Annotated in this window: 18 protein-coding genes; 6 read left to right on the top strand and 12 right to left on the bottom strand. The window is 41.2% G+C overall.

Translation table 11 applies throughout. The features are described 5' to 3' along the window. The first annotated feature begins 153 nt into the window (after positions 1-153). On the top strand, positions 154-948 hold the full coding sequence (locus K5Q58_RS10025) for a S1/P1 nuclease (RefSeq protein ID WP_220753786.1): 795 nt from the start codon (positions 154-156) through the stop codon (positions 946-948). A 267-nt stretch (positions 949-1215) separates the two neighbouring features. Here the strand turns inward: K5Q58_RS10025 and K5Q58_RS10020 are convergent, their stop codons facing one another. From K5Q58_RS10020 to zntR, 6 genes are all read right to left on the bottom strand, one after another. Continuing rightward, positions 1216-3204 carry a hypothetical protein gene (locus K5Q58_RS10020; RefSeq protein ID WP_220753785.1) on the bottom strand — a complete coding sequence of 663 codons (1989 nt, stop codon included), beginning with the start codon at positions 3202-3204 and terminating at the stop codon, positions 1216-1218. Between the two features lie 436 nt (positions 3205-3640). After that, positions 3641-5620, bottom strand: a complete 1980-nt coding sequence (locus tag K5Q58_RS10015) for a hypothetical protein (RefSeq protein ID WP_220753784.1) — start codon at positions 5618-5620, stop codon at positions 3641-3643. Positions 5621-6105: 485 nt separating this feature from the next. Continuing rightward, a complete protein-coding gene (locus K5Q58_RS10010; protein ID WP_220753783.1) occupies positions 6106-7995 on the bottom strand; it encodes a cytochrome c3 family protein in 1890 nt (629 codons plus the stop codon). Positions 7996-8557: 562 nt separating this feature from the next. After that, positions 8558-10372: a cytochrome c3 family protein gene (locus K5Q58_RS10005; protein ID WP_220753782.1), complete on the bottom strand. Its 1815-nt coding sequence runs from the start codon at positions 10370-10372 to the stop codon at positions 8558-8560. Between the two features lie 328 nt (positions 10373-10700). Next, positions 10701-12188 (bottom strand): SO_0444 family Cu/Zn efflux transporter, encoded by a 1488-nt coding sequence (locus K5Q58_RS10000; RefSeq protein ID WP_220753781.1) that lies wholly within the window; start codon positions 12186-12188, stop codon positions 10701-10703. A 14-nt stretch (positions 12189-12202) separates the two neighbouring features. Continuing rightward, on the bottom strand, positions 12203-12652 hold the full coding sequence (zntR, locus tag K5Q58_RS09995; RefSeq protein ID WP_220753793.1) for a Zn(2+)-responsive transcriptional regulator: 450 nt from the start codon (positions 12650-12652) through the stop codon (positions 12203-12205). Positions 12653-12970: 318 nt separating this feature from the next. Here zntR and purH point away from each other — a divergent pair, with 318 nt between their 5' ends. Together purH and purD are read left to right on the top strand one after the other, a co-directional pair. Further along, on the top strand, positions 12971-14560 hold the full coding sequence (purH, locus tag K5Q58_RS09990; RefSeq protein ID WP_220753780.1) for a bifunctional phosphoribosylaminoimidazolecarboxamide formyltransferase/IMP cyclohydrolase: 1590 nt from the start codon (positions 12971-12973) through the stop codon (positions 14558-14560). A 95-nt stretch (positions 14561-14655) separates the two neighbouring features. Continuing rightward, entirely contained in the window at positions 14656-15957 is a 1302-nt protein-coding gene (gene purD / locus K5Q58_RS09985) for a phosphoribosylamine--glycine ligase (RefSeq protein WP_220753779.1), read from the top strand. Positions 15958-16107: 150 nt separating this feature from the next. Here purD and K5Q58_RS09980 read toward each other — a convergent pair whose 3' ends face one another. The 4 genes from K5Q58_RS09980 to K5Q58_RS09965 form a co-directional block, all read right to left on the bottom strand. Further along, positions 16108-16479 (bottom strand): hypothetical protein, encoded by a 372-nt coding sequence (locus tag K5Q58_RS09980; protein WP_220753778.1) that lies wholly within the window; start codon positions 16477-16479, stop codon positions 16108-16110. Next, positions 16476-16910, bottom strand: a complete 435-nt coding sequence (locus K5Q58_RS09975; RefSeq protein WP_220753777.1) for a hypothetical protein — start codon at positions 16908-16910, stop codon at positions 16476-16478. Before K5Q58_RS09975 ends, K5Q58_RS09980 begins: the two co-directional genes overlap by 4 nt. A gap of 878 nt (positions 16911-17788) precedes the next feature. Then, positions 17789-18325, bottom strand: a complete 537-nt coding sequence (locus tag K5Q58_RS09970) for a GNAT family N-acetyltransferase (protein WP_220753776.1) — start codon at positions 18323-18325, stop codon at positions 17789-17791. Between the two features lie 205 nt (positions 18326-18530). Continuing rightward, the gene (locus K5Q58_RS09965; RefSeq protein WP_220753775.1) at positions 18531-18962 is read right to left on the bottom strand and encodes a hypothetical protein; all 432 of its coding nucleotides are present in this window, start codon (positions 18960-18962) and stop codon (positions 18531-18533) included. A gap of 456 nt (positions 18963-19418) precedes the next feature. On the opposite strand from K5Q58_RS09965, the gene nhaC reads away from it, so the two are divergent. Further along, positions 19419-20894 carry a Na+/H+ antiporter NhaC gene (nhaC, locus tag K5Q58_RS09960; RefSeq protein ID WP_220753774.1) on the top strand — a complete coding sequence of 492 codons (1476 nt, stop codon included), beginning with the start codon at positions 19419-19421 and terminating at the stop codon, positions 20892-20894. Positions 20895-20905: 11 nt separating this feature from the next. Here nhaC and K5Q58_RS09955 read toward each other — a convergent pair whose 3' ends face one another. Together K5Q58_RS09955 and K5Q58_RS09950 are read right to left on the bottom strand one after the other, a co-directional pair. After that, a complete protein-coding gene (locus K5Q58_RS09955) occupies positions 20906-22258 on the bottom strand; it encodes an FAD-binding oxidoreductase (protein ID WP_220753773.1) in 1353 nt (450 codons plus the stop codon). A gap of 106 nt (positions 22259-22364) precedes the next feature. Then, positions 22365-22955 (bottom strand): GNAT family N-acetyltransferase, encoded by a 591-nt coding sequence (locus tag K5Q58_RS09950; RefSeq protein ID WP_220753772.1) that lies wholly within the window; start codon positions 22953-22955, stop codon positions 22365-22367. Positions 22956-23162: 207 nt separating this feature from the next. On the opposite strand from K5Q58_RS09950, the gene K5Q58_RS09945 reads away from it, so the two are divergent. Both K5Q58_RS09945 and K5Q58_RS09940 read left to right on the top strand, forming a co-directional pair. Further along, a complete protein-coding gene (locus K5Q58_RS09945) occupies positions 23163-23870 on the top strand; it encodes a spondin domain-containing protein (protein ID WP_220753792.1) in 708 nt (235 codons plus the stop codon). 11 nt (positions 23871-23881) lie between these two features. Continuing rightward, on the top strand, positions 23882-24646 hold the full coding sequence (locus tag K5Q58_RS09940; protein WP_259651308.1) for a spondin domain-containing protein: 765 nt from the start codon (positions 23882-23884) through the stop codon (positions 24644-24646). Positions 24647-24679 lie beyond the last annotated feature (33 nt).

The raw sequence follows: 24679 nt of genomic DNA, 5'->3' as shown, positions 1-24679 counted from the left end.
ACACCTTTAACCAAAGCTATACACAGGTTGGGCTTGCGCCTTTTTTTGTCACAAAAATTTAATTTAAAAAAGATATTATAAAAATCTTCTAATCTCACGATTCAGCACCTCTACTAGGGTCAAGGTGTCTTAATCGCTTATGGAATAATAATAATGAAACCTGCAACACTTCTATTTAGCGCAACCATTGCGCTCAGCAGCCTTGTCAGCCAACCAGTTCAAGCATGGGGCCAAAATGGACACCGTATTATTGGGGAGTTAGCACAAAACAACCTTTCTGCTGTCGCACAAGATAAAATTAATCAGTTAACTCAAGGTGAGTCATTAGCACAAATGTCGACTTGGGCAGATGAAATTCGTTCTGACAAAAGCTGGTATCACGCATCTCCTTGGCATTATGTATCTATTGCTGACGATGAAACTTGGGACACAGTCAACAGAAATCCTAAAGGCGATATTATTGAAAGCCTCGAACGATTTGAAAAAATACTGAAAGATCCTAAAACCAGCGATAAAGATAAATGGGAAGCTTTAGCATTTTATGTTCATTTCGTTGGTGATATTCATCAACCGCTGCATGTAGGTCATAGCCATGATCATGGTGGTAATAAGGTAAAACTAAAATGGTTCGGTGACGACACCAACCTACACACGGTTTGGGATAGTAAGCTTATTGATAATAAACAGTTAAGTTATACCGAATATACGCAGTTCATTAACCGTATCTCCGATAAAAACGTCAAAAGCTGGGTTGGTAAAAGTTATTATGACTGGGCTGATGAATCAAAAGCACTTCGCGGTGCAACTTATAATTTAGAGACAAATCGTGATGACCAGCCTGATTTGCGCTATCAATATATTTTCGATCACACCCCAACGGTTGAATTACGTTTACAGCAAGCTGGTATTCGTTTAGCGGATAAGCTTAATGTCATATTTGGCCAGTAAGCTTTATTAATGAGTCAAATAAAACGACTATGTTAAATTGATAAAGTGTTCTTATTTACTGTCACTTATCCTTAATCAAGACACCGTTAAACCATATTAAAGGTGACACCTTAGCAATATAAAAACGTCACAACATTGTCATTAAATTAGATGATAAATACAAAAAGGGAGCTCAATGGCTCCCTTTATTTTTACTCTCACACTTGGGTTATATCTACATCCTTGAGGAGCGAGATGAATCGCTTCTTGATATAGTGTTAAGTAATATTAACGCTCGAATACGTGGAACTTATCGATACCGAATGACTTACCTTCAGCATGACATGTCGCACAAGATTCTTGTGGGACTGCTTCATACCAAACTGGCACTTCATCAACTTTAGCATCAATTTCACCACCATTTTGCTCCATGTGACTTAGTGCAGAAGCTGAATCATGACAAGCATAACAATTGGCTGTGATTGGGCTTGCCATGTTATTAGTATCAGGGTTGCCTTCTTCAGTTATTGCTAAGGTTTTAGCTAGCATGTATTGATTAGGTATTGCATATAAATCAATACCTTCAGCATGACAAGACACACAGTTTATCGCATTTAATTCTGCAGATGAATTATATAAGTAGCCACTGTCATCAGATCCAACAATAGTTTGCGAAGCGCCCCAATGCATTGCATGAACCATTGGTCCAAATCCAGGTCCACTTGTTGCTTGCCAACCTTCTCCACCATATGCAGCATTGAAAATATAACCCGCATTTATTCTTTCTTGCTCGCTAGCAAACTCAGAACCTTCAAGACTGATATGTCTAGAACTCATTCTGTTCTGACCATTGTTATGACAGGCAACACAGTCGTAACCACCTTGGCTGTAGCCACCATTTTTGTGATAGTTAGTTTCTTCATTATGACAAGTTGTACAACTATCAGCGGTTACAGCGTGGCGACGGTCATAATCAGTCACTTCTCCATCCGCAATTGCAAACACAGGAGAGTAACTCGTGAAAGTGACACCATCATATGATGCATCTTCACCATGTGCGAATGTCACACGTGAACTCGCCATTATTTGCGGTGTATTTAGATCAAGTGTCGGGAAACAAAGTGTCTTAGAACCATCACCTTTATAGCTTTCATTATAGGTTCGAGATTCACGACCAACTATAGACTTATTATTGTACCCATGCATGTAACCACTGGCATAAGTTAATGTACCGTCGGCATAAAGCGTTTCAATATCCAACATAGTTTCGCCTTGATAAAGGCTAATGTCAGTACAATATGCTCCCGCAGCATCCAAATAAACTTCTGAAAGTGATGTAGAATGTTCAGATCTCGAAGCCTGTCTTTCTGCCAAGCCGATACTAGTCGCCTGAGCATGGAATGCACGAGCATCAAAATCTGAGTTAGGCACAATAATTGATGTTGCAGAATCGACAGTATGACAATCACTACAGCCATTTCCTGCAATACTAGTGTTGATTACAGGTTCTGCATGACAGGTATAACAGTTAGTGACTGCAAAGTCTTTTTCAAACTTCTGATGATTCACGTGACCGATTTTCTGCAATGTATTTGTTGCATAACCACCATCTTCTTCAGCGCGAGATACGTTGTTATGACACACTAAACAACCTGCAACGAAATCGACCTCGCCTTCAGCATTAATTGCTGTGTAGCTAGGGTGCTTCATGCTAGAAGTACCATAGTCCACGTGACAGCTGTAACAAGTTTCAGTTGTTGACGTGTGGATCATCTCAGGTTTATCCACAACAATTGGTTGCGAGCGTGCAATTTCTGATTCCCCGCCACCGACACGCAACCAAACAATCCCTTCAGATGCTGCGGTAACTGCAGGCATTGGCGCAATTAACTCGTAACGGCCATCACCTAATGCAGTTAACTCTGCGCCGTCTTCTTTGGTAGTATCAGTGTAGCCACCAATTTTTCCATCTCGGTTTAGCACGATACCTTTGTCAGTTAACTCAGCAAATTTTGCTTCTGCTTTCATTAAGCCATCAACTAATTCATCATTTTCGTTGGTGACTTCAAACTCGTAGCGAACCTGACCTTCTTCAATAGCATAAGCAATCACAGATACACTGGTTACTTCTGACTTTTCAGTTACTGGTGGATTAGGTCCTGGACCTGGTTCTCCTGGTGCGCCATCTTCACCATCTTTTCCATCATCAGCACAACCTGCAATCCCCATTGCTGCTGCAACAACGAAGGCTAATCTGCGTTTCGTTAAATGTTTCATCATCACTCCGAATAGTTTAATTACTACTTTTTAGGTAAAACCTAGATTGCATAGTAGGGATTAACGCAGGTAGCAGGAGTGATAATGGTCACGAAAAATTGTTCAAACAAATCCTAAAAAGCGTCTTTATATCAGATATTTGAATGAGTTCAGAATGAAATTATCTATATTTTAGGTATCAAAAATTCACTTTTAAAATAGCTGGCACATTTTTCAATCAAGTGTATCAAATTGGATCAACTATCGAGATTTCAGCAAGATTAAGTCGTTGAATAAAGATAAAAAGGAATTACTGCTATTTAAGGAGATTAAATAAAGAAAAAGCCACTATCTATTAAATAGTGGCTTTTCTAAAGGATTCTGCAGCCCGGTTGCAGGGGAGAGCTACAGAAACCTATTTACTTTTACACTTAAAACTAACTCTTAAAAACTCAGCTTAACGTTCAAAGTTATGGAACATATCGATGCCGAAAGACTTACCAGTATCGTGACATGTTGCACAAGACTCCGCTGTTCCTTCAGTGAACCATTTATCGGTAGTTGGAACATTAAGTTCACCACCATTTTGTTCCATATGGCTCAATGCTGAATCTGAATCATGACAAGCAAAACAGTTTGCTGTAATTGGGCTAGTCATTACGCCATCATCACCATTGTTATACGCTTTTGAAAGCATATATTGGTTAGGCACATCAGCTAGGCTTACACCATCAGCGTGACAAGACACACAGTTGTCAGCATTTAAGCTTGCCGCTGAATTTTCAACGTTGTTGCCATCTTCATCAGTTTTGGCTCCTGAAAGTGCATTACCAATACCCCAGTGCATGCTGTGAACCATTGGTCCGAAACCTGGAGCAGATAAAGCACCTTTACGATCTTGGCCATTGTTATGACAAGCAACACAATCTAAGCCACCATCACGGTATCCACCATTTTTATGGTAGTTAGTATCATTGTTGTGACAAGTCGTACAGCTATCTTCAGTGACTGCATGACGACGTCCCCAATCTTGTACTTTTGCAAAGTTAATTGGGTCAACAACTTCACTGTAACCTGTGAAAGAGACACCGAACTCACCATCACTGTCTTCCCAGTTAGTATCTGCGATAGTTACGCGAGAACTTGCTGACAAGTTAGCATCTTCAAAACCTTCAGTTAGCTCACCGTAACAAACTGAACGTGAACCATCTGCATTCTCAATATAACCTTCTGCACCATGAGAAATCACACGAGCCACAATAGAATCATTGTGATAGTTGTTGATGTAAGCACCGCCATAAGTCACTTCACCCGCGGTATACATATCACCGATGTTTAATTGCACCGGCGTTTCACCTGAGTTATCAAATAATGCGATATCAACACAGTAACCTGATGTCCAAGCAACATCTTTGTGGTCAATCCATTCATCCATTGTTGGATTAAAGTATGGGTTACTTGTTGTGGTGTAATGATTTGCACGAATTTCTTCACGCTCAACTAAGCCAATTGAGGTCGCTTCAGCATGGAATGCACGCGCATCGAATCCGTCAGCAGGCACAATCACACCAGACTCACCATTACCGTGACAATCACTACAACCGTTACCAGCAATACTGGTATTAACTACAGGCTCTGCGTGACAGGTATAACAATTGGTTGGCGTGAAATCTTTTTCAAACTTCTGGTGATTGATATGACCTAAAGCTTGCATAGTAGCTTTAGCATATCCGCCAGTATCTAACGAAGTACCATCTTCAGCTATATCACGTGGTACGTTGTTATGACACACCATACAACCGCCAACGAAATCGACTTCGCCATCGGTATTTAGTGCAACATACTTACTATGACGAATATCAGAAGTCGCATAATCAACGTGACACGAATAACAAGTCTCAGTAGTACTTGTATGAGTATTTTCTGGTTTATTGATAATAATATAAGGTGAAGCTGCGATACCTTCATCATTACCCACTTGTAAACGGATCAAGCTTTCAGTATCTGCTTGTACTGCTGCCATAGGAGCTACTAGTGTATATTGACCATCGTCGACTTCAGTAATAGTCGCTCCTTCTGTTGGCGTATCGCCACCAAAAGTTGCATTACCACCAACGCTACCGTCTCGGCTACGTTGAATACCTTGTTCTGTCATTGCAGCAAGATAAATCGCTGCACTGTCTAAGCCAGTAATCGCAACGCCATCTTCATCTGTAATATTAAATTCAACAGTTACTTGGCCTTCTTCTACCATGTGAGCAATATACTCAACATTGGTAATTTCAGACACCTCAGTTACTGGTGTAGGGGTGGTTCCTGGTTCTCCAGGTGCGCCATCTTCACCATCCGCTCCATCTTTACCATCGTCGGCACAACCTGCAATCCCCATTGCGGCTGCAACAACGAAGGCGAGTCTGCGTTTCGTTATATTTTTCATCATCATCACTCCGATTTGTTTTTACTACTTTTTAGGTACATCTGATTTTTATACTAGACGTTTCTAACTTTCTAAATAGTGATAAAGGTCACGGTGAAACTTAAATTAAGCTTAAAAAGCGACCTTTCTGGCAGAAGTTTGATTTAGATCTAAATAAACACAATGGTGCAAAGTGGTTAACAATTACAACAGCACGCAAACCTATATCACACTGTAAAACCACAGCTGAAAAAAAATGTAATTACAATTAATTTCTATTTTTCATCAAGTTAAGTATATAAAGTTCATAGTTTATTTCACCTTCTAAAAATCCACGCTTCAATAAATAACTGTTCTGAATTTGAAATTAATTAGGCAGTTAAAAATAGGCAACAAAAAAAGCCACTCATGAAGAGTGGCTTTTTAAGCTAATGTCGCTATTAAATAAACGGGTTAAGAAAACCTTGCAGGGTCAATAGCCTTACCCATTCAATTAGCAGCCTAAATTAACGCTCGAAGTTGTGGAACTTGTCGATACCGAATGATTTACCGGTGTCATGACATGTTGCACAAGATTCAGCAGTACCGTGAGTGTACCAATCATCACCAGCTGGAACATTTAGCTCTCCGCCATTTTGTTCCATGTGGCTTAGTGCTGATGCGCTGTCGTGACAAGCATAACAGTTAGCGGTGACTGGGCTAGTCATAACACCAGAAACACCACCGTTATAAGCTTTTGAAAGCATATACTGGTTAGGGATTTCAGCTAGTGAGATACCTTCAGCGTGACAAGATACACAGTTATCAGCGTTTAAGCTGTCTGCTGAATTTGGTACGTTGTTACCATCTTCATCAGTCTTAGCACCAGAAAGTTCGTTACCAATACCCCAGTGCATGCTGTGAACCATAGGTCCGAAGCCTGGTGCTGAGTTTTTAGCACTACGATCTTGGCCGTTGTTATGACAAGCAACACAATCTAAGCCACCTTCAACATAGCTACCATTTTTATGGTAGTTCGTTTCGTTGTTGTGACAGGTCGTACAACTATCAGTAGTCACAGCATGACGACGATCGTATTCTGTTTCTTGAGATAAATCTGCAAGTTCAGTCACTGGCGAGTAGCTAGTAAATGAAACACCGTATTTACTATCGTCATCAATCCAGTTTCCGCCTTTAAAAGTAAGACGAGAGCTTGCCATGATTTGTGCAGTTTGAAGATCTAACGTTGCATGACACATGGTTTTAGAACCATCAGCGTTATAGATTTCACTGTATGAGCGAGACTCACGGCCAACGATAGACTCGTTGTGGTAACCATGAATATAAGTACTTGCGTAACTTAGCGTACCGTCAGCGTATAGCGCTTCGATGTTCAACATTTCTTCGCCTTTATAAAGGCTTAAATCTGTACAGTAGTCACCAGCAGCATTTTGGTAAATAGCTGATAATGTAGTTGAATGCTCTGCACGAATAGTTTGACGCTCATCAATGCCAATCAGTGATGATTTAACGTGGAATTCACGTGCATCAAATTCACTGCTTGCTTGAACAATTGCCGCAACAGCAGAATCTGATGAATGACAATCACTACAACCATTACCCGCGATGCTAGTATTGATTACTGGCTCGGCGTGACAGGTATAACAGTTAGTCGGTGTGAAATCTTTTTCAAATTTCTGGTGATTGATATGACCAATCTTTTGCAGTGTGTTAGTTGCGTAACCACCTTCTTCTTCAGCACGAGACACGTTGTTATGACAAACCATACAGCCAGCAACAAGATCTGCTTCACCATCTGTATTAATAGCGGCATAACTAGGATGCTTCAAGCTTGAATCGCCATAGTCAACATGACAACTGTTACATGTTTCAGACGTTGTTGTGTGGATCATTTCAGGCTTATCAACCACAAGTGGTTGTGAACGAGCGATTTGAGTTGAGTCATCACCCCCAACACGCAACCAAACAATGCCCTCAGATGCAGCTGTTACTGCTGGCATTGCAGCCACTAACTCATAGCGACCTTCACCTAATCCAGTAAGCACGGTGCCTTCTTTAGTGGTATCAGTGTAACCACCAATCGCGCCATCTCGGTTTAATACCACGCCACGTTCAGTTTTTTCAGCAAATTTAGCTTCAGCTTTAACTAGGCCTTCAACTAACTCATCTTCTTCGTTAGTTACTTCAAATTCATAACGAATTTGACCTTCTTCAATGGCATGAGAAATCATAGTGATGTGAGTCACTTCAGACATCTCTGTTACTGGTGGAGTAGGTCCTGGACCTGGTTCACCCGGTGCACCATCCTCACCGTCTTTACCGTCGCTACCACAACCTGCAATCCCCATTGCTGCTGCAACAACGAAAGCTAATCTGCATTTCGTTAAATTTTTCATCATCACTCCAAATATTTTGATACTACTTTATAGGTATAACCCGTTTTAAGATTAGACTTTTCTGCATTTTGAAAGAGTGATTAGAGTCACAGGCACCATGACAAGACGTATAATTTATCGCCTTTATAGCAGAACTTTGAACCAGATCTTAATCAACACATTCTTATATAATAAAAAACAAATTTAACGAACAGTTAAGTCATTGTTTTAAATGGTATTTTCGAATATTAAAAACAGTTAACATTTTAAAACCCTTGAATTTCAACCCTTTATAGTAAAATTTAAAGCGCATTATACAGCTTTACACAATAAACATAGATAGGCTTAATAATGGTTTAAGTTTATTTTAAGGTTGGAGAGGCAGAAACCATCAATTTTCATTGTAACTATATGTATCAAATGAATTTTAATAACCCCAAAATGCAATATATCACTTTAAACTGACTGTGCTGAATTTTGAATACAAAAAAGCCACTATTGCTAGTGGCTTTTTAATTCAAATATCAAACCTAAGAGATAGTCTTGATTTAAGATTAATCTACAGGTTTATATTGATGACTATTTAACGCTCAAAAACGTGGAACTTTTCGATACCGAAAGACTTACCTTCAGCATGACAAGTTGCACAAGATTCTTTAGTTGGAGCTAAGAACCATTCATCACCACCAAACTCGGCTTCAGGTTTGTTAATTTCGCCACCATTATCTTTCATATGACTACGAGCAATTTCTGTTGTATGACAACCAGCACAATTAGCAGTAATTTGGCTAGTGTAAACACCAGCTTCATTATTATTCATAGACTTAGAAGGCATAAATTGAGCTGGTACTTTATACAAATCCATCACACCATCGTGACAAGCAACACAGCCACTGTCAGCTAGTTTGTCAGCAGAGTTATGTTCGCCAGTAGTGTTATCTACACTGCCATTACCCCAATGCATACTGTGGATCATCGGGCCAAAACCTGGACCTGAATAAGCACTTCTTCTGTCTTTGCCAGCATAGTGACATGATAAACAACTTGCGCCACCATCAGCGAAACCTGCAGTTCTGTGATATTCACCAGCAGCATTATGACAAGTAGTACAGCTGTCCTGAGATACACTTAAGCGACGGCCATTTTCAGATAACGTCGCTAAAATAACCTTATCATCTTCGTTTGGAGCGAATACAGTTCTTGCTAATACCGATAATGCAGCCCCTTCTGGCGCAACATAGTCAATACAGTATTCACGGCTTCCATCTTCATTATCAGTAAAAGAAGTATCACCAGAAGCATTATCAATAATATTCTTAATTAGAATTTGATTGGTGATTGAAATAGTAATTTCGCCTGCTTCAATCATCTCAGCTGCATTTAACATCACTTCTTCTTCGCCAGCCGTATTGTATAGCGAGTAAGTAGAACATGACGATAAGCCATCTTCAGATGCAACAACTTCAGACATTACTGAGTAGTGAACTTCATTGATTTCTACTTGTTCAGGGAACTTAGTATGTAGACGACGGAAGTCTGTGCCTGCAGCAAATGAATTCATATCAACATACTCGTTCATGCCTGCAGCTTCGTGACAATCAGAACACGTTGTTTCTGAGTATGTCATTGTCACAGGTTCAGCGTGACAAGTGTAACAGTTACTTCCTTCGAAGCCTGTTTCGAAGTTCATGTGATTGATATGACCAATCTTTTGCATAGTGTTACGCGCATAACCACCATCATCACGTGCTACGTTACCGTGACAAGTCATACAACCGCCAAGGAAGTCAGCTTCACCATCAGTGTTTATCGCAGTATAGTGAGGGTGCTTAGACCCAAACTCAGCATAATCGATGTGACACTCATAACATGCTTGTGTGCTAGTAGTGTGAATACCTGCAGTCTTATCAACAACGATATAGTTTGACTGAGCAATTTTTTCGCCACCACCAACAGCTAAACGAATAATACCTTCTGAAGCAGCATTAATATTCTCGATCGGAGCTACGAACTCATAATGCCCGTCAGCAATCTCAGTTAAGCTAGCACCTTCAGTTTCGTCGCTAGCGTTGCCACCAACAATAGTGCCTTCAAAATCATCACGGCTACGTGCAATACCTTTATCAGTTAGCTCTGCATATTCAACATTAGCTTTCACAAGGCCTGAAATTAGCACACCTTCTTCATCAGTAATTTCAAAATCAAATTTAACCATACCCTCTTCTAAAGTATGGCTAAACACTTCAACGTTAGTTACTGTTGAAGAATCTACAACTGGTGGATTTGGACCTGGGCCAGGCTCGCCTGGTGCGCCATCTTTACCATCGCTACCACAACCTACAATCCCCACTGCAGCTGCAATAACAAAGGCTAATTTGCTTTTCGTTAAATGTTTCATCATCACTCCGTTTGTAATACCAACTAATAGGTACTTGCGCGCATATTAGGTATTTCATTTTATGAAATGAGTGACTCGGATCACGTAAGATCCGAAATTTAACAAATCTGATATTGTTTAAATTAAAAGCTTGAGCTGCGTCTTGTTTAGGTAAAGCTGATATTAACAAACAATACCCGAATGCTAACTTGATGGTTAAAAATCAATAAACTAGGTGACAGTATGTATCAGTGACTGTTGAGTAATAAATATTACTTTCACAAAAAAAGACCCTCGCGGGCCTTTTAAATAATGCAGCTATTAAGTGACTAATCCATCAATAGTAAAATTAAGAACAACAGTCTCTTCGCATACTCTTTATAGGTAACTTCTCGTAAATCACTTTCGCCATTAATAGTGCTAATACAACTCCTGAACTTATAGTCACAAAGTCTGGCAACAACTCATGTTGTTCACCAATTTGTGGCATGACCACAAAACCAAAGTTGGCCACCAAGTAATTAACTAGCACACCAAACAGCAATGCAACACCTAGCACTCCGCCTAAATAGCCTAATAATGCACGCTTACCTAATTCTTTACTAACTACCCCAAGCGTTGCAATATTGGTAGCTGGACCCGCCATCATAAACACCAATACTGCACCAGGTGATACGCCTGCTAATAATAACCCCGCCGCTATTGGCGTTGATGCTGTAGCGCAGATATACATAGGTACTGATACCAATACCATCACTAGCATAGCTAAAATGCCGTCACCCCATTTGGCTAAAAAGTCTCCCGGTACAAAGGTTTGCACTAAAGCCGCAAAGAATAAGCCCACTAATAACCATAAGGCAGTGTCTCTGACTAAATCAGTGGCGGCATACACGAGCCCTGACTTAACGCGAGATAATACTGACTCACTTTTAAGCTCTGTTGCTATATCTTTGGTCGACTCACAGCAGCTTTCTTCTGACACAGCAGCTTTATCTTTCTTGCTTGAACAGCAGCTGGTTGTTTCAGTTTTAACTTCCGCACTCTCCACTGTTTTACTTGCACAACAACTGGCTTTTTCGACAGTCGTTTCTTCTTTCGTTTCTAACTTAGTCGCTTTACTTGAACAACAGCTAACTTTCTCTGAATTGTTATCAGCTTGAGTTTGAGAGGTAACCTCTGTTTTAGCGCAACAACTTGCAGCTGGTTCTGGCGTTGATAATGGTTTAACAACTGATAGTGGAGACACGCCCGACTGAGCCATCATAGGGGCGGTATTTGGCTTAAATTTAGGGGTGTCAGTCACTGGGGTGTCAATCGCAGTGTCGTTAGATTGTTTGCTACTGCAACAAGATGATGTCACCTCACCTACAGATCCAAGATCATTAGTTAGTTCATTAGCAAGTTTGTCCGACTTACCTGCCGCGCTCGTTTTCGTATCAGTCTTATCATCTCTGCCCACTAATAAGCCTGCCACAATCGCGCTAGTGATTGCTGCAATTGGGCGGATGATAGCCATGAATGGGCCGAGCAAAACATAAGATACCGTAACCGAATCAACCCCAGTTTCAGGCGTCGACACTAAAAAGGAAGTGGTCGCTGCTTTTGAAGCGCCGCTACGGCGTAAACCCACAGCGGCAGGAATAACCCCGCATGAACATAACGGCAGAGGCGCACCTATGACAGCGGCTTTAACGACTGTTTTTAAGCCGTGACCACCCAACTGTTTTTGCATCCATGCCATTGGCACAAACACTTTTAACAAACCAGCGAGCACTAAGCCTAATAATAACCAAGGCGCAGACTCTAAAAATAACTCTACAAAGTTAGCGATTAACATGTTTTGTTCCACTCTTAATTCTGTATAGCAGCGTGATGTTCAACTTTTGGCTGCAATTCTTTATCTGATGATTCTAACGCTTCTAATATAGAGCAATGCTCTGCGCTTTCAGGCCCACCACAACAAGCCTGTGATAATTTGTTTAATGAGCTGGCAAAAAACTCAAGCTCAGCAATTTTGGCTTGAACTTGTTCAAGTTTGGTGTCCACCATCCCTTTAACATCCGCACAAGCCCAATTGGACTTATCCAGTTCAATGGATAACAACTCAGCAATGTCACTTAAACTGAAACCAACCGCTTTAGCTCGAATAATAAATCGCAGTTTTTCGGCGTCGTCTTGGTTATACAGTCGATAGCCCGCGTCAGAACGATTAGAGGGCGCTAATAAGCCATGCTTTTCATAAAATCGCAGCGTATCTGTTTTTACTTCAAATAATCTTGCAAGCTCACCAATTCGATACATATTTTTACCTGCTAGATTGAATCCGATCTCAATGTATAACACTCAGTATAAACCTTGGAGTTAAATCCAAGGTCAAGGGTTTTATAGAACATAAATTACCTGCTTACTTTGTTCTTATTTCAATATTGTGAAATCGCGCAGAAATTTCCCGAAATAACACTGATTACGTTAAAATACGCGCGTTTCATTACGGCTCAATTCAAAATAACAATAAGATGAAGGGCGTAGGAACTTTGGCAAAACAGATTTCACACCACTGTGTTGAGTAATTCTGTTTTGCCAAACTTCCTTAAAATAAATAGTGGACACTGTACCTACATGAATAATGTCAGACCTATTCGTCGCGCGCTGTTAAGCGTATCTGATAAAACTGGAATGCTTGAGTTTGCACAAGCATTACATGAGCAAGGCGTAGAGTTACTTTCTACTGGTGGCACCGCTAAATTACTTGCTGATAATAATATTCCCGTGACCGAAGTCTCTGACTACACAGGGCATCCTGAGATCATGGATGGTCGTGTTAAAACACTTCACCCTAAAGTACATGGCGGTATTCTTGCGCGTCGTGGTATCGATGAAATCGTGATGGAACAAAATGCCATCAAACCAATCGACTTAGTTGCCGTTAACCTTTACCCGTTTGCCTCTACAGTGGCAAAAGAAGGTTGTACTTTGGCTGACGCAGTTGAAAACATCGATATCGGTGGCCCAACCATGGTTCGCTCAACAGCTAAAAACCACAAAGACACCACGATTGTTGTTAATGCTAGCGACTACGGCCGCGTGATTGCAGAAATGCAAGCCAATGAAGGCAGCACAACACTTGAAACTCGCTTTGACTTAGCCATTGCAGCATTCGAGCACACCGCAGCTTATGACGGCATGATTGCTAACTACTTCGGTACTATGGTGCCAGCACACAGTAAAGATGAGTGCCATGAAGATTCAAGCTTCCCACGTACCTTCAATACTCAGCTGATCAAAAAGCAAGATTTACGCTACGGTGAAAACAGCCATCAAAAAGCGGCATTCTATGTTGATGCACACATTGATGAAGCATCAGTTGCCAGCGCAACACAATTGCAAGGTAAGGCACTGTCTTACAACAATATCGCTGATACTGACGCAGCTCTTGAATGTGTAAAAGAATTCGAAGGCCCAGCTTGTGTCATCGTTAAGCATGCTAACCCATGTGGTGTCGCACTAGGCGAAACCATCTTAGAAGCTTACGATCGCGCATTCAAAACTGACCCTACATCAGCATTTGGCGGCATCATAGCGTTTAACCAAGAGTTAGATGCAGACACAGCGAAAGCCATTGTTGACCGTCAGTTTGTTGAAGTGATCATTGCGCCAACAGTCAGTGCAGCTGCACGTGAAATTGTTGCTGCTAAAGCTAATGTACGTTTATTAGAGTGTGGTCAGTGGAACACTAAAACCACCACTCAAGACTTTAAACGTGTTAACGGTGGTTTATTAGTACAAGACCGCGACCAAGGTATGGTTGATGTCGCCGATGTTAAAGTGGTTTCAAAAGTCCAACCTACAGCTGAGCAATTAACTGACTTAATGTTCTGCTGGAAAGTGGCTAAATTTGTTAAATCAAACGCGATTGTATATGCAAAAGACGGTATGACTATCGGTGTGGGCGCAGGCCAAATGAGCCGCGTTTACTCAGCGAAAGTGGCAGGTATTAAAGCCGCCGATGAAGGTTTGGTTGTTGAAGGGTCTGTAATGGCATCTGATGCATTCTTCCCATTCCGTGACGGTATTGATGCAGCCGCAGCAGCAGGCATCAGCTGTATCATCCAACCGGGTGGTTCAATTCGCGATGAAGAAATCATTGCAGCAGCTGACGAGCACGGCATTGCTATGGTGTTCACCGGAATGCGTCACTTCCGTCACTAAACAGCATTTGAATAGAGCAGCCTCATTTGGCTGCTTTTTTCGTTTAAAGAACATGATAATTTTTACCCAATTGAATATAAAAAAGGTGAATAAAGATGCAGGTACTTGTAATTGGCGGCGGCGGACGCGAACACGCACTAGCTTGGAAAGCAGCTCAATCAGCTCAAGTTGAAAAAGTTTTTGTTGCTCCTGGCAACGCAGGCACATCTTTAGAGCCAAAATTAGAAAACGTCGGTATTAAGGTTGAAGCAATTTCAGAATTAGTGAAATTTGCCCAAGACAACAAGATTGAATTAACCATTGTTGGCCCAGAAGTGCCTTTAGCACTTGGCGTAGTTGATGCCTTTAACGAAGCTGGCTTACCTATCTTTGGCCCAACCCAAGGCGCAGCGCAGCTTGAGTCTTCGAAAGCCTTCACTAAAGATTTTTTAGCTCGCCATAATATTCCAACTGCTGATTACGCTAACTTTACTGACATCGAGCCAGCAAAAGCTTACAGCGTTGAACTGACCAACAAAACAGGTTTCCCTGTTGTGATTAAAGCTGACGGTTTAGCAGCAGGTAAAGGCGTGATTATCGCGCAAGACCAAGCTGAAGCTGATGCTGCAATTGAAGACATGCTAGCAGGCAACAAGTTTGGCGAAGCCGGTTCTCGCGTTGTTATCGAAGAATTTTTAAAGGGTGAAGAAGCCAGCTTTATCGTCATGGTAGATGGCAACAACATCTTAGCTATGGCATCGAGCCAAGACCATAAAGCCCGTGATAATGGCGATTATGGCCCGAACACTGGCGGCATGGGTGCATACTCACCAGCACCAGTGGTCACGCAAACCGTTCACGACTGGACAATTGCTAACGTTATCCGTCCAACGGTTGATGGCATGGCAGCAGAAGGCAATGTTTACACAGGCTTCTTATATGCTGGTTTAATGATTGCACCTGATGGCAGCGCAAAAGTACTAGAGTACAACTGCCGCTTTGGCGACCCAGAAACGCAGCCAATCATGATGCGCCTACAATCTGATTTAGTTGAACTTTGTTTAGCCGCCACCCGTGGCGAGCTTGATACAGTGACTGCAGAATTTGACTCACGCGCAGCAGTCGGTGTGGTACTAGCAGCAGGCGGATACCCTGATGCCTACCGCAAAGCAGACGTAATTGACGGTTTATCTTTAGGTGATAACAACGCCAAAGTATTCCACGCTGGCACCGCCATGAAAGACGGTCACGTTGTCACAGCAGGCGGCCGCGTATTATGTGCAACAGCACTCGGTAACACTGTTACAGAAGCACAAGCTAGCGCTTACAAGCTAGTCGATGCCATCCACTGGGATGACGTCTACTTCCGTACAGATATCGCCTACCGCGCTATCGCACGTGAGCAAGGTAAAGCATAAGCTATAGTTTGGACTAGTTAGTGATAACTAACTAGTTTGAAGTGCACTAAAAAGAAGGCCCTGTGATACTGATTATCATAGGGCTTTTTCAATCGCTTCGATTAAAAGAACTACAAACTTGATAATTGATACTGTGAATGATGGTTCTATTTAGAGTTGTCCCTTCTTAATGATGTCTTCCAGCACATCATCCATTCCATATACCTTTTCACTAACAATAGATTGAAGCTCTTTCATTGAGGATAAAGCCTCCTGAGTTCCGAGAATATCACTATTATAAGTGACCATTTTAACTTCTTCTTGATGCCAATGTTGCCCTGCGATATTGGCTAAATAATAGACATCAGGGCTGCCAGGGTAATAATGTAAATAGAACTTACCAGATTCATTAGAAGTAATTGACCAGCTATGCTTTTTATCATAAACAAAAAATTGTTCACCATCTTCACAACCTTGAATTGAATCAGTAATAAGCTCTGGATTTGAAATCATTGCATTAATAGCTGTAACTATTTTACTCATTTAGAAACTCCAACTAAATCATCTATATTCTTAACGTTAAGGTGCCGTAGCCTTTCTCTTAGTTCACTGACTAGTGCTCTTTTTTTAGGCTCAGATAATGCCTTTTTGCCCAAAGCAAATACACTAATTTCTTCTAACTGTTTTTGGAAATGATCTTTCAACTTATCATTTCCTTTAATTTGTCCCGATATTTCATTAAGAATATTGACTATTTTCTCATTTTCAGCGGGTTCTTTGGCATTATAATCATTTAACTTTTCAAGTTTTTCTTTAATTTCAGAAAGAGACAATTGATAAGTATAATTAATCAACAAATTAAATACGGTTGCAATAGATTCTCTTTTAGTTACAAACAAAAAAATTGCTATTGCAGAGGCAAGAATTGTAACTATATTAGAAATCAAAGTTACCCATTTTATAACTTCGTCCAATATGCTCTCCTTATTGAAATATCCATATCTTAAAATCATCAAGGTTTGTCATTTCACTGATTTATTTTCCAACAATAACTTACCTTAATAATGAATACATTACGACGTAATAAACCATTTTAATAAAAGCAATTAATTGAATCATAAATCATAAGCCCATAGCTTCAATCTAACCAATTGCCTGCCGCAGGCTTATGTGCAGATACAACTGCGAGACGCTACAAGTACATCCCTGTAAGCTCTGCCAAAACATCCATGTTTTGGAAGCTCGCTGCTGCATCTGCACTGGAATTATTACTTCTTCGATTTAACTTCATTTTGTAGTCAGTAAAAGGCAAAGCCGCAGTATTCAATTGGCTTGAGTGCATCTAGAAAATTGCGTGAGTCCTGACATGGATGTCAGGCTAGCTTTCGAGGGGAAGGGACGCCCCATCGTAAGCGTTAGTGATTTTTGAAGATGCACGAAGCTGAACCAAATGAAGCTAAAAGCTAAATAATACTCCGTTGGAAATTTTGCTTTTTAAATTTCGCCGGAGCGCTGAGGGATTATCAAGGGGGACAAGCGCTTTACCCCTTGATTCTGGTGTGGGCGAAGCGCCACGACCTTGATGTTGCTTGTAGCCAGAATTCAAAACGAAACGCTCCATCAGAAACGTTAGTGATTTTTGAAAATGAACGCAGCAGAACCAAATGAAGCTAAAAGCTAAATAATACTCCGTTGGAAATTTTGCTTTTTAAATTTCGCCGGAGCGCTGAGGGATTATCAAGGGGGACAAGCGCTTTACCCCTTGATTCTGGTGTGGGCGAAGCGCCACGACTTTGATGTAGATTTAGACTTAAAGAATAAATAAAACTTCGGCATTTCAGCCGAAACCAAGTTACCAGTAAGATTGCTCATTCAATGCATCAACACAAAAACTCTCACCTTCAATCGCTTCAATCTCTGAGCCTGTTAACGATTGAGCCAACCACCCTTCTGGATAAGTTAATATCAGCGGTGCCTTGATACAAGATTCGCTAATAGGTTTAAACCCTACTTTAACGTAGTAGCTAGGATCACCGTAAGTAAACGCTAACTCAACGCCTTTATCTTTTAATGCTTCAAGCCCAAAGTTAATCAGTGCTTGGCCAACACCTTGGCCTTGATGAGACGTATCAACCGCAACTGGCGATAGAATAAATGCCTTAGTGCTATTAGCTAAAGTCAGCTTACTAAACAAAATACAGCCAACGATTTGATGATCTATCGCCGCTACAAAACCGAATAAATCTTCTGGTTTCGTCGTGGTTAATATTTCAGACACTAAATGACCAATCACTTTCCCCTCAGACTCTCCTTCTGCATCGCCAAATACTTGAGTGTAAAGATCAATAACCTCTTCGCTAAAGTCTGGATGAAAAGTCGATAGCTTCATAAATATTCCTAAAAATAGTGTCCAAGTTCAGTAAAATGCCTAGGGCCTGTTAATCTTTGCTGGTTAAGTTTTATTCGAAATAAAGCACTAATCCAACTTCTCTAGTATCTAACGTTCGCAGCATACACGCTAGAATAACAATCACTAAATATAAAAAAGCCGAGCATGAGCTCGGCAAGAAGTTGAATTAAATCAGAATGATTTACTATTTATTTACTAAATCTTGGTATTCGGTCACTTTTGCACCAAACTGATAACCACCATTATTACGGTTATATTCACGAAATAAACTCACAGAAAAATAAGTTGGGCTATCTGCGTCAATAATGTCAGATACCACTTGATTCAGTGTTGTAATGTTTGGCTCTGCAGATAAATAAAAGTGCTTTGTCTGCACTAAAGACAGGTCTTTTGCTTGCTCATTAGTGATTAAAATTTCACTAAATTGTGTCGTCATTAATGTCATAAATTCAGTATGGTATTGGTCGCCTTCTTCAAGCATCAACATAGATGTTTCAACAACCACTAACTCACTCATCGCTTCTGCAACTTGAGCCTGTTCTACCGCTTCATTTTCCTGTGCCATTGCGCTTAATGAAACAAAAATGCCCACTGCGCCAATTACTATTTTATTCATCTTTTACCTTTGTGACTGCTGTTATCTCGTGTTGTAAGAGCAAGATCTTATTCCACGATATATAAGGAGGCTGTTTAATGAATAAAGTGTAACCTTAGCTGCAAATTAGCTTTAATCGCATAAGCAGGATCCAATCCTCTCTTTCTATTAACTAAGTAACATTAAAAACCAAGCTTAATTTCCTCTAGCTTATTTTGTTAATTATGCAACATTAGTCATCCATGATGAGTAAATATGCCTCTTCAATAAACTAAAGATTCAAGAAGGTCTAACTCGACGCTTTTTTCACTATTCTAAAGCATCTAACAAACATCGACTTATCCACTATATCTATGGCAGGATGTCGCACTACTACAAATAAGTAACAGTTGTAGCGGTTAATATTAACAACTAAAGCAACAGCCAATAAAACTCTAAAACGATATCTATAATAAAAATAACATTAGGGATAGCTTCATGTCTGACACTCAACATAAACAGCCGAGCCTGTTTGATGCCCTTGCTCCTGTCATTGCCCTTATCACCATGCTGGGCGCTGCCGTGTACCTTTTCTCTTCTGATAGCTCATCAGGCGCTAATCAAATAGCCTTAATCCTAGCTGCGTGTATTGCCATTGTTATTGGTTATAAAAATGGCTATAGCTGGAACCAAATGGAGCGTGGGATCATTAAAAGTATTGGCGTTGCGACCGGCGCTTTACTGATCTTATTTACTGTAGGTTCACTCATTGGCACATGGATTTTAGCGGGCACAGTTCCGACAATGATTTACTACGGCATGCAAATTCTGCATCCACAGTATTTTTATGCAGCCAGCTGTATTTTATGTGCAGTGGTAGCAATCAGTATTGGTAGTTCGTGGACCGTTGCTGGCACCATAGGTATCGCACTGATTGGCATTGCCTCTGCAATGGGGTTAGATGTAAACATCACCGCTGGTGCCATTATTAGTGGCGCATATTTTGGCGATAAAATGTCACCATTATCAGACACCACCAACCTAGCGCCAGCTGTTGCAGGTTCAAACATTTTCAGTCACATCAAGCATATGACTTGGACAACAGTGCCTAGCATTATCATTGCACTCATCGTGTTTATATTTTTAGGTTTATCGGCCGATGTATCGAGCTTTAACTCACAACTAGGTGACACGCTCACTTTACTTGAGGAGACTTATCAACCTGGGTTGCATTTGCTACTGCCGTTACTGGTGGTGCTCTTTTTAGCGAATAAAAAAATGCCAGCCTTCCCGACCGTGATTATCGGCACACTTGCTGGCGCTATTTGTGCTGCAATATTTCAATTCGACAATGTGGTAGCTTATGTTAATGAGCCTGACTTATTACCTTTAGTCGCTATCGTCAAAGGCATTTGGATAGCAATGTTTGACGGTTATGTGGCAAATACTGGAGATGTAGTTTTAGATAATCTATTAAGTCGTGGCGGCATGAGCAGTATGGTGACAACCGTATGGCTAATTTTATGTGCCATGGCCTTTGGTGGCGTAATGGAAGTCACCGGTTTATTAGCCCGCTTACTTGAAAGCATCATGAGCTTAGTAACAGGTACTAGCAGTTTGATTATCACCACATTAGGCGTGTGCATTGGCGCAAATGTGATAACTGCAGACCAATATATTGCCATTGTACTTCCCGGCCGTATGCTAAAGCTTGAGTATCAAAAACGGAAGTTAGCCGCGGTCAATTTAAGTCGTTCATTGGAAGACTCTGCCACAGTCACTAGTCCACTTATCCCTTGGAATACTTGCGGCGCATTCATGGCAAGTACTCTTGGTGTTGCGACTATCGCATACCTACCCTACGCTATTTTTAACTTAGTCTGTCCGTTTATCAGCGCATCATATGCTTATTTCAATTTTAAAATTGAGCCATTGGATGAAACGGAACTGACTCAGGAAGCTGAACTCAGCTAAATAAACGTGTTCTAACCAAACTTATCTTTGAGCCAGCCATAATGATAATAGCCCCATTGCCCTATTCGTCTTGCTTTTGTAAAAGGCATAGTTGGTAGCGGGGAATTATACAAAGGTAAGTTAGGTAAGGTTTCACCGGCAATACTTTGGGCTAATCTAAATGCAGCTTGTGCGCTAAATGATACCCCTGCACCGCAATAACCTAGGCTGTAACCTACGCCATTGTTGCTATACACATGGGGCATATCATCCATCGATGCAGCTATCCAACCAGTCCAATTATAAGCGACTTTCTTTCGACTTAAATGTGGAAAGCACTTATCCATCGCAAGCTTTAACCGCTGACCATAAATAGGCTTAGCTGCATCCTTCCCCCATACAGCGCCGCGCCCACCAAATAACAATCGGTTATCGGGCAGTAATCTAAAGTAATATTTTAATATTCGTGTATCCATGGTCACTTGATGACTATGCAAGCCTGCTGCTTTTAGCTCATCTGCCGTTAATGGTTCAGTGACGATAATATTGCTCAAAATTGGCAAAAACTTATCATCTATTCTTTGGTTCAGCTGCTTAGGCGAATAAGCATTACCCGCCATGATCACCTTATTGGCTAACAGTTCACCTTGATCCGTTACTAAACGGTGCTTTCCATTTTCCTCTATCCAGTCACGCACACAGGATTGCTCGTTAATGGTTATTCCCAGCTTTTCAACCATGGACTTATAACCCAGCAATAGCTTAAGAGGGTTAATCCCAAAGCCGTCATTAAGCCTTAAGGCGCCATAAGCTTGATGATGATTAAGGTATTGGTTTCTAAATGCTTCAGCATTGATAAACTCCGCTGTAAAATCACTGTCTTTGGCCATATTTTGCTGAATAAAATCGGCGGCAGACTTAAGACTGCTAAGGGCTTTAGGGTTATGTGCCACTTTAAGATAACCTTTATCTTGAGGCTCACATTGGATTTGATGTTGATTAATCAAGCCTTCCACCCGATTAACTGCTTGAGTGAATTCAGTGTAAATACCTTGGGCGGTGGTCATATCCCAGCGTTTTGCCATAGCCGAGTAACCCAACCTTCCCGAGCCTTTTAATACAAAGCCTGCATTACGTGCACTGGCACCAAAACCCACTTGGTTTGCTTCAAGTACATGGCAATCAATATTGTATTCAGTTGCTAAATAGTAAGCCGTAAGCAGGCCTGTGTAGCCACCACCGATAATGGCCACATCGGTCTGCTGACAGCCATTTAATGCGGGCAATAATTTAGGCAGTGCTTGCGTACTCGCCCAGTAGCTATTAGCTAAAGGCTGTGATGCTGGCAATGCCGCAAGCAAGGGGTCATAGAACTGTTGAGACATGAACTAATACTCAGAATTAAAGTACATGGTAAAAATTACGTGGTGATACGTTAAAATGAAACTGCAGGTAAATAACCGCTTCGCCTTAACACTCATTTAATTTCAATTAACTAAAATCTATCACCATTTCACAAGCCGTGCAGTGACAATCATCCCCGCACAAAACACAAAGGTAATCACTATTATCATGTTGTTGATTCCAGCGGCTTGGATGTTCTTTTATCAGCTTGCCTCCGGCATGGCTAAAATAACCAACAGCTGAGTTATTGGGGCTTTGTTGCCATAAATGACTCACACCCGCTTTTGCTCCTTGCTGTTTTACTGCCTCAATTGAGGCTTGCAGTAACTGCGAACCAATTCCTTTACCTCGCTCAGTTTCTGCAACGGTATTGCATTTGAAGTAACACATATCCTCAATGCCTACCGGCCATTTTTCAGGTGTACACCATAGATCAACTGGCCACTTTCCAGCGGCATAAGTTAGCCTAAAACCGACAATCCCAGCTTTCGACTTATGAATATTATTAGTTGGTGATATTTGTTCACCTTCTGCGATAAAGTGGGCATTGATATTATTTTTTATACCCATTTGATAAATTTTTTCAAGCGAAGATAAATTTAAATACCCTTCACCATGAACCAAGTTACCGAGTTCAATAACTTCTTGAAAGTCATCAGGAGTTAAGCTTCTTATCATTATTATTTTGACTCCATGTTGTCATAATATATCGCCAAGATAGCACAATTATTTAGCGAAAATAACGATGTTAAACTTTTGTGATAATTTGGCGATAACACAGTGAGATCCCTTTGGCAGAATTGAATGCAATTAAACAAAAGGAGCTCTGTTATGAAATCATCAGTCTTAAAGGCATCAGCAAACAATACGTCAGTTTCAAAATCAATGGCCACCAAAGCCAGTCTACTTTCTTTAGGTCTAGTGGCTGCTGGTTTATTCAGTGTTTCTGCAGCAGCTGCAGAATTAGAAATTAGCGTAGTGAACTTAACTCACGGTAACCATTTCACCCCATTGCTTATTGCAGCACATGATGCTGATAGCCACTTATTTGAAGTCGGCGGCACTGCGACCCCTGCACTACAGAAAATGGCAGAAGGTGGTGACATTGGTGATTTAGATGCCGCAGTGACAGGCGCGGGCGGTCAAACTTCTGCTAATCCTGCAATGGGTTTATTAGCGCCAGGCGCAACCGTTAATGAAGTGATGCTCGATTCTATGGAAATGACTCATTTATCTATCGTTGCGATGGTGTTACCGACCAATGACGCCTTTATTGGTTTAGATGGATGGGAAATCCCTACAGAGGCTGGTAGCTATACCTTGTACCTTAATGCTTATGATGCTGGTACAGAAGCCAATGACGAAATGGTTAATGGCGGCGGTATGTCTGGGGTACCAGGTATCCCTGCGGCGCCGGGCGGTGATGCAGGCATGAATGGTACTGGTGTTATGGACGGTTCAAGCAATAGCTATGTTCATATTCATCCAGGTGTTTTAGGTGATACCGATGCTGCTGGCGGCGCAAGTGATTTAGATAGCCGTATTCACCGTTGGTTAAACCCTGTGGCGAAAGTAGTTGTTACCGTCAAATAAGGGGATTCGCGATGAGAAACTTAACCAATAATACAAATATGCAAAGTCATAAATTCAGCCACAAATATAGCCTTACTGCAGTGGCGTTAATTGCGGTATTAGGATTAACGGGTTGTTCAGATGACGATGACGACACACCAACGCCAGAACCTATTACGCCAGCAGAACCTGCAGTTGTAATGCAAACTTACACTGTGACAGTAACAAACTTAACCGCGAACCAACCTATGTCGCCAATTGCCATTGCTTCGCATAGTGCAGACGTCATGTTATGGCAAGCAGGTGAAGCGGCCAATGTTGCACTCGAAAAAATAGCTGAGGGTGGCGATGCTGCTGATGTTGCAGCGATTGAAGGAATTAACACTACAGTTAGCGGCGCAGGCATATTAATGCCTGGAATGTCTGAAACTATCACTGTAACGTTGAATGAAGCAGATGTTGCCAACCTTACTGTAGCAACCATGCTAGTCAATACCAATGATGCATTTACTGGTCTTAATGGTTATGACATCACCATGTTAGCAGTTGATGATTCTGTGTCGATGCGCGGTATGGTTTACGATGCAGGAACCGAAGCTAACTCAGAAGCAAAAGGCACAATGCCTGGGCCTGCTGATGGCGGCGAAGGATATAACTCTGAGCGCGATGATGTTGATTTTGTCCATATTCATCCGGGTGTTATCACTATGTATGACGGTCTAATGGATAGTGTATTAACACCATCACATCGTTTTGATAATCCTGCTGTGGCCATTTCAATTAGTCGCACAGAATAACTGATACGAGCAAACCAGTTTAGCTGGTTTGCT

This window comes from Shewanella sp. KT0246 (assembly GCF_019654955.1).
Classification (GTDB): Bacteria; Pseudomonadota; Gammaproteobacteria; order Enterobacterales; family Shewanellaceae; genus Shewanella; species Shewanella goraebulensis.
This window is presented reverse-complemented; position numbering and strand designations above follow the sequence as displayed.